The sequence below is a fragment of the Roseiarcus sp. genome (genome assembly GCF_052145395.1).
In the GTDB taxonomy this organism is placed as follows: Bacteria; Pseudomonadota; Alphaproteobacteria; order Rhizobiales; family Beijerinckiaceae; genus Roseiarcus.
In genome coordinates, this window is sequence record NZ_JBKQOT010000737.1 from 1 (window position 1) to 5,663 (window position 5,663).

The following is a 5,663-nucleotide window of genomic DNA, read 5'->3' on the forward strand; positions in this document are numbered from 1 at the left end:
CGCCGGATGGAACGACGCATTTCTCTCCAAACTGCTAGCTCAATTTTGAAATGCGATTGCCCTGAATTTTACCCCGCAGTCCCTTGCGTCATGCTGAAACGACCGTTAGAAAATGCTTTTTTAGCACCAAAGCGGATTCCGGCGCCCAAGCGCCGATTGATCCTGACCGTCGGGCTTTCGCCATGAACCGAACGATGAGGACAACGATGGCAACCGCCGCCCTGGCGCTCGCGTCCGGGGCCGCAGTGACGGCCAATGCGGCGACGACGCTGTATTCGACGGTCCCCAATCTGACCGGTGTGTCCGACTGGTCGCAGCCTTTGCCCCTCACGGGCAGCTGCGACTCGGCCACCGGATGCACGTCTGGGCCGTGGATGGTATTCGAACAGTTCACGCTCACTACGGACGTGAGAATCACGGACTTCGGCCTTTACTCATATTTCTATTTTTCGGGCTCATCCTCGGACTTCCTCGGCGTAAACTGGTCGATCTGGGGAAGCTCCGGAGGCGCCCCGGACCCGGGAGATGAGAAGTTCTCCGGCTCGAGCGGCGCTACTCTCACCGCTGGGCCCGCCGACGGCGACCCCATGCTCGAAGCGGTATCGGGGCTGAGCCTGATTCTGCGCCCCGGCACCTATTATTTCGGGTTTCAGAACGTCTTCTCGAACCCTTCAGACTGGTCGACCTACGCGACAAGCTATTCGGACTATCCGACGAACACAGTCCCTATTCCAACGACGGCCTGGTTCGGACAGGGCGACGCGACGGCCCAGCCGACGGTGTGTTCTCTGGCGTTCAACTGCTCTTCTCCGGCCCAACAGGTCGGCTTCTACATCGCCAATTCCGGCGCAGCTCGTCCCGTCGTTCCCGAGCCCTCGACGTGGGCCATGATGCTCGTCGGCTTCGCCGGACTTGCCTGGGCGGCGCGCCGTCGCGCGGTCCATTTCCAGGACATTTGAACGAGGCGACCCTGCGCGCCGTTGCGGGCGGCGCAGCGAAGGGTCAGGCCCTGAGGTCCGGCGGAACCGCTTCCGCCAGAAGCGATTCGATCGCCTCGTCCGCGCCCATCATCGTCTGGGCGTTGGAGCCGAGGCGGCGGACCGAAACGGTGTTCTCGCTTGCCTCCTTGCGGCCGACCACCAGCAGGACGGGGATCTTGCCCAGCGAGTGCTCGCGCACCTTGTAGTTGATCTTCTCGTTCCTGATGTCGGCCTCGACCTTGAGACCGCGCTTCTTCGCCTTCGCCGCCAACGCGAGCGCGAAATCGTCGGCGTCACTGGTGATGGTGCAGACGACCACCTGAACCGGCGCGAGCCACAGCGGCAATTGGCCGGCGTAGTGCTCGAGCAAAATGCCGATGAAGCGCTCCATCGAACCGCAAATCGCCCGATGGACCATCACCGGCGTCGTCTTCTCGCTGTTGGCGGCGATATAGAAGGCGCCGAAGCGCTCGGGCAGGTTGAAGTCGACCTGGGTCGTGCCGCACTGCCAGTCGCGGCCGATGGCATCGCGCAGAACATACTCGAACTTCGGCCCATAGAAGGCGCCTTCGCCCGGGTTGATCCCGGTCGTGACCACGTTTCCGTGGCGCGCCCTGATCTCGTCGAGCACGCGGGTCATCACCTCCTCGGCATGGTCCCACATCGCGTCTGTACCGACCCGCTTGTCCGGCCGGGTCGAGAGTTTCACCACGATCTTATCGAATCCGAAGTGGCTGTAGACCGACAAAATGAGCTCATTGATCTTGTGACACTCGGCGGCGAGTTGCTCTTCGGTGCAGAAGATATGCGCGTCGTCCTGGGTAAACGAGCGCACCCGCATGAGGCCATGCAGCGCGCCCGACGGCTCGTACCGGTTGACCGCGCCGAATTCGGCGAGCCGCAGCGGCAGTTCGCGATAGCTCCGGAGGCCGTTCTTGAAGATCTGGACATGGCCGGGGCAGTTCATCGGCTTGATGGCGTAGATCCGCTCGTCCTCGCCCTCGGCCTCTTCGCCCGCAGGGCGCGCCATGAACATGCTCTCGCGATACCAGCCCCAGTGGCCGGAAACCTCCCAAAGCTTCTTGTCAAGCACCTGCGGCGCGTTGACCTCCTGGTAGTCGTCGGCAAGGCGTCGGCGCATGTAGGCGGTCAAAGTCTGGAAGATCGTCCAGCCCTTGGGATGCCAGAAGATCGAGCCCGGCCCCTCCTCCTGGAAGTGGAACAGGTCCATCTCGCGCGCGAGCTTCCTGTGATCGCGCCGCTCCGCCTCCTCGATCTGCTTCAAGTAAGCGTCGAGCTCCTCCTTCCTGGCGAAGGCGGTGGCGTAGATGCGCGACAGCATGGGCTTCGTGGAATCGCCGCGCCAGTAGGCGCCGGCGACCTTCCTCAGCTTGAAGGCGTCGCCGATCTTGCCGGTCGAGGTCATGTGCGGTCCGCGGCAGAGGTCGGTCCAGCTGCCCTGGCTGTAGAGCTTGACGTCCTCGCCCGGCGGGATGGCGTCGATCAGCTCGACCTTGAACGCCTCGCCCTTCGTCTCGAAGAAGCTCTTGGCCTCGTCGCGCGAAACGACAGTCTTCTTGAACGGCTCGTCGCGCGCGACGATCTCGCGCATCCGCTTCTCGATCGCCGGGAAGTCCTCGGGGGCGAAGGGCTCGGAGCGGAAAAAGTCGTAATAGAAGCCGTTCTCGATCACCGGGCCGATCGTCACCTGCGTGTCCGGCCAGAGCGACTGCACCGCGTCGGCAAGCACATGGGCCGCATCGTGGCGGATGAGCTCGAGCGCGCGCGGATCGTCGCGGGAAATGAACTCGACGCTCGCGTCCTCGTCGATGCGGTCTGCGAGATCGACGAGCTCGCCGTCGCGCATCATCGCGACGGTGCGCTTGGCGAGCGAGGGAGAGATGGACTTGGCGATATCGAGGCCGGAGACGCCGGGCTCGAAGGCGCGCTTCGCACCGTCGGGAAAAGTAACGTGGATCATGCCGCTCCTCGTGCTCACTCGCCGAAACCAATCGGCGTAAGCGAAACGCGCTTGCCTATAGACGGCCGCGTCCGGCGGGGCAATCCTGCCCTGGGCCGTCATGAGGACCGGACCGCCATGCCCGCTGAGGAAACGCTCACACGCCTCGTCATTGTCGAAGGTTTTGTGCAAGGGGTCGGATATCGCCATTTCGCCGTGCACACGGCGCTGCGGCTGGGGCTTTCCGGCTGGGTGCGCAACCGAGCGGACGGCACGGTCGAGGCGCTGATTTCGGGGCCGCCCGACGTGATCGAGACGATGCTTGCCGAGCTGAGGCGAGGACCCCGCGGGGCGCGGGTCCGGAGCGTCCGGCTCGCCGAGGCGATGGGGGCGGAGTGGACGGCAGGGACGTTCACCGTGCGGCCGACCGCGTAGGCGGAGGCCCAAGCCGACATCGCTCGCGGGCGGTCTATTTCCTTACTTCTTTGCGGCGTTCGCGTCTCGCCGGGAGCGGTTCGTCTCCCGGGCGGGGTGGTCGGGCGCGCCGGCTGAAGTGCGGGTCATGGCTGGCGGGTCGCTGGCCGGGAACGATTCGTCCAGGGCCTCGTCGAGGTCCCGTTCAACAGCGGCTTTTCGCTCGCCGGTCTCGTCCAACTTTCTCGTGGTCGCTGTCATCTTCGTCGCTCCGCACTGCTCCGCCGAGCCGCAATCGGCATCATCTGCGCAAAGGGAGTGCGAAAGTGTGGCGCGCCGCACGCTTGCGGACGGGACACGGAGGCGCCGTGCACGACGGCGGCCGACAACGTCGGAGTCTTTTTTGCCATCCACCCGGAATAAATCGCGGGCAGCGGCAGTCTCTTAAGCAAGATGTTCGCGGGCACAGGCGAGCGCCGAATTGAAAATTAGCTGCAAGGCTTGAACGCTGCGCGTGGACAATATGGACTCTCGGAGGACGAGATGAAGACTGTATCGAAAACCTCGATTGCGCTCGGCTTGATGATTGTGCTGGCGGCTGGACCCTATGAATCGTTTGCTGCCGAGGCTCCTGATCTCGCGCAAGGCGCCGCTTCACAAGCCAAAACCGATTTCACCAGTGCGAACGCGCTCGCGCCGGTGTTCCGCTTCCAACCGACGCCGGCCGTGCATGCGCCGGAGACCGACGGACTCGGCCGCAGCGACGACGACTGTCGGTTCGGCTGCGTCGATCATTGAAGGGGCCGCGTTCGTTCCAGCGCCGTTGACGACCCGGTCTGCTCGCTGTTTTCCGCCCCTCACCGTTTCGCGCCGCCCGGCTGAAGCGGGATTCACCTTGCCAGAATGATCACTTTCCGCGTGAGACGGATCGTCCACAGGTCCGGCGCGTTGAGATTGGACCGCCCCACTTCAAAGGGCGGCTGACACCCCACCAGAATTTGGAGGATGCGCATGAACATGAAACGACTCGGAGCCGTCGCCTTCGCCCTTCTTCTTCCCACACTGGGGCTGGCGCAGGCGGGAGGCGGCGGCGCCGGTGGAGCAGGGGGCGGGGCCGCCGGTGCGGGCGGCGGCGGCGGAATGGGCGCGGGCGGAACCGGGGGAACGGGAATGGGCGGAGCCGAAACCGGCGGAAGCGGGATGAGTGGAACCGGAACCGGCGGGGCCGGAATGAATGAAACCGGCGGAAACGCCATGGGCAAGGGCAACACCGGAACGGGTGCGTTGGGCAACAACGCAGGAACGACGAACCCCGGAGCCAACCTGGGAACCGGTGGCAACCTGGGAACCGGAGGAACCGGGTCTATGGGCAACAGCGGCTATGGCGCCAACAACACGACCAACGGGTCGGGAATGCTGGGTAGCTCGACACCCGGCAGCAACGGGACCAGCGGCTCCGCGAACGGAAGCCCCACCACCACCGGCAACACCCCGAACACCAGCCCGTGAGTTCAGCGCGCTGACCCAATGACCTGATCCTGGCATGAGCGCTCCGCAATCGGAGGGCTCATGCCGTCGGTCTATCGGCCTTCGGCGGACACTCGGCGAAATTGGAGTTGGGTTCCGTTGCCTCAGGACGGCGGCGCCCAGGCTTTCGTCAGAAGCCGCCGCACCATCGGCTCGAACGTAGACAAAGGCTCATTCTTGTACGTGGGATCGAAGGAGACCTCGTCGTACCTGGCGCAGAACTCGACCGTCTGCTCATAGGCCGGGTCCGACTTGAACTTGTCGCGCGCGTCGGGGTCGAGCCCGAGGTGTCGGGCATAGAAATAGGTCTGGAATAGACCGTGCTGCGTCAGCATCCACCAGTTGTCGCGGCGAACGAACGGACGCAGGATTGATCCGATCACCTCGCCGTGGTTGAACGGTCCGAGAGGCTCGCAGACGTCGTGCAGCAGCGCGACCGCGACATATTCGTCATCCCTTCCGTCCCTGAGCGCCCGCGTCGCCGTCTGGAGGCAGTGGTCGTAACGGGTGATGTTGTAGGCCGTATCGTTGGCGAGGTCGGCGAGCAGTCCGAACATCCGGTCGGGCAGATCCCGGAGCGTCTGTTCGTGGACGTGACGAAGCACCTGAAAATCCGCGTCTGTCCCCTCGTCCATCCGGGTGAAGTGCATCTTTTCCATCAGGCGTCCTCCTTGGGAGCCAACCAGCGCCTGCGGCGCGCCATTATGGATGAAAATGGTGGCGGCGCGGGCCGATTTGTCGGAACCTTCGCAACGGGCGATCGTGCGAGGCTGACATAACTC

Annotated in this window: 8 protein-coding genes; 5 read left to right on the forward strand and 3 right to left on the reverse strand. The window is 64.2% G+C overall.

The genetic code is table 11. The features are described 5' to 3' along the window. Both ACLP25_RS25350 and ACLP25_RS25355 read left to right on the forward strand, forming a co-directional pair. On the forward strand, window positions 1-186 hold a 186-nt coding region (locus tag ACLP25_RS25350), incomplete at its 5' end, for a hypothetical protein (RefSeq protein ID WP_442471886.1). Between the two features lie 20 nt (window positions 187-206). Further along, the gene (locus ACLP25_RS25355) at window positions 207-959 is read left to right on the forward strand and encodes a PEPxxWA-CTERM sorting domain-containing protein (RefSeq protein WP_442471887.1); all 753 of its coding nucleotides are present in this window, start codon (window positions 207-209) and stop codon (window positions 957-959) included. Window positions 960-1,002: 43 nt separating this feature from the next. Here ACLP25_RS25355 and thrS read toward each other — a convergent pair whose 3' ends face one another. Continuing rightward, the gene (thrS, locus tag ACLP25_RS25360; protein WP_442471888.1) at window positions 1,003-2,961 is read right to left on the reverse strand and encodes a threonine--tRNA ligase; all 1,959 of its coding nucleotides are present in this window, start codon (window positions 2,959-2,961) and stop codon (window positions 1,003-1,005) included. Window positions 2,962-3,078: 117 nt separating this feature from the next. Here thrS and ACLP25_RS25365 point away from each other — a divergent pair, with 117 nt between their 5' ends. Next, window positions 3,079-3,375, forward strand: a complete 297-nt coding sequence (locus ACLP25_RS25365) for an acylphosphatase (protein ID WP_442471889.1) — start codon at window positions 3,079-3,081, stop codon at window positions 3,373-3,375. Between the two features lie 42 nt (window positions 3,376-3,417). Here ACLP25_RS25365 and ACLP25_RS25370 read toward each other — a convergent pair whose 3' ends face one another. Beyond that, window positions 3,418-3,594, reverse strand: coding sequence for a hypothetical protein (locus ACLP25_RS25370; RefSeq protein WP_442471890.1), 177 nt, complete (start codon window positions 3,592-3,594; stop codon window positions 3,418-3,420). Window positions 3,595-3,897: 303 nt separating this feature from the next. Here ACLP25_RS25370 and ACLP25_RS25375 point away from each other — a divergent pair, with 303 nt between their 5' ends. Both ACLP25_RS25375 and ACLP25_RS25380 read left to right on the forward strand, forming a co-directional pair. Continuing rightward, the gene (locus tag ACLP25_RS25375; protein ID WP_442471891.1) at window positions 3,898-4,152 is read left to right on the forward strand and encodes a hypothetical protein; all 255 of its coding nucleotides are present in this window, start codon (window positions 3,898-3,900) and stop codon (window positions 4,150-4,152) included. Between the two features lie 213 nt (window positions 4,153-4,365). Next, window positions 4,366-4,863, forward strand: coding sequence for a PE family protein (locus ACLP25_RS25380; RefSeq protein WP_442471892.1), 498 nt, complete (start codon window positions 4,366-4,368; stop codon window positions 4,861-4,863). Window positions 4,864-4,985: 122 nt separating this feature from the next. Here ACLP25_RS25380 and ACLP25_RS25385 read toward each other — a convergent pair. After that, a partial coding sequence (locus ACLP25_RS25385) for an HD domain-containing protein (RefSeq protein WP_442471893.1) occupies window positions 4,986-5,663 on the reverse strand: 678 nt, incomplete at its 5' end.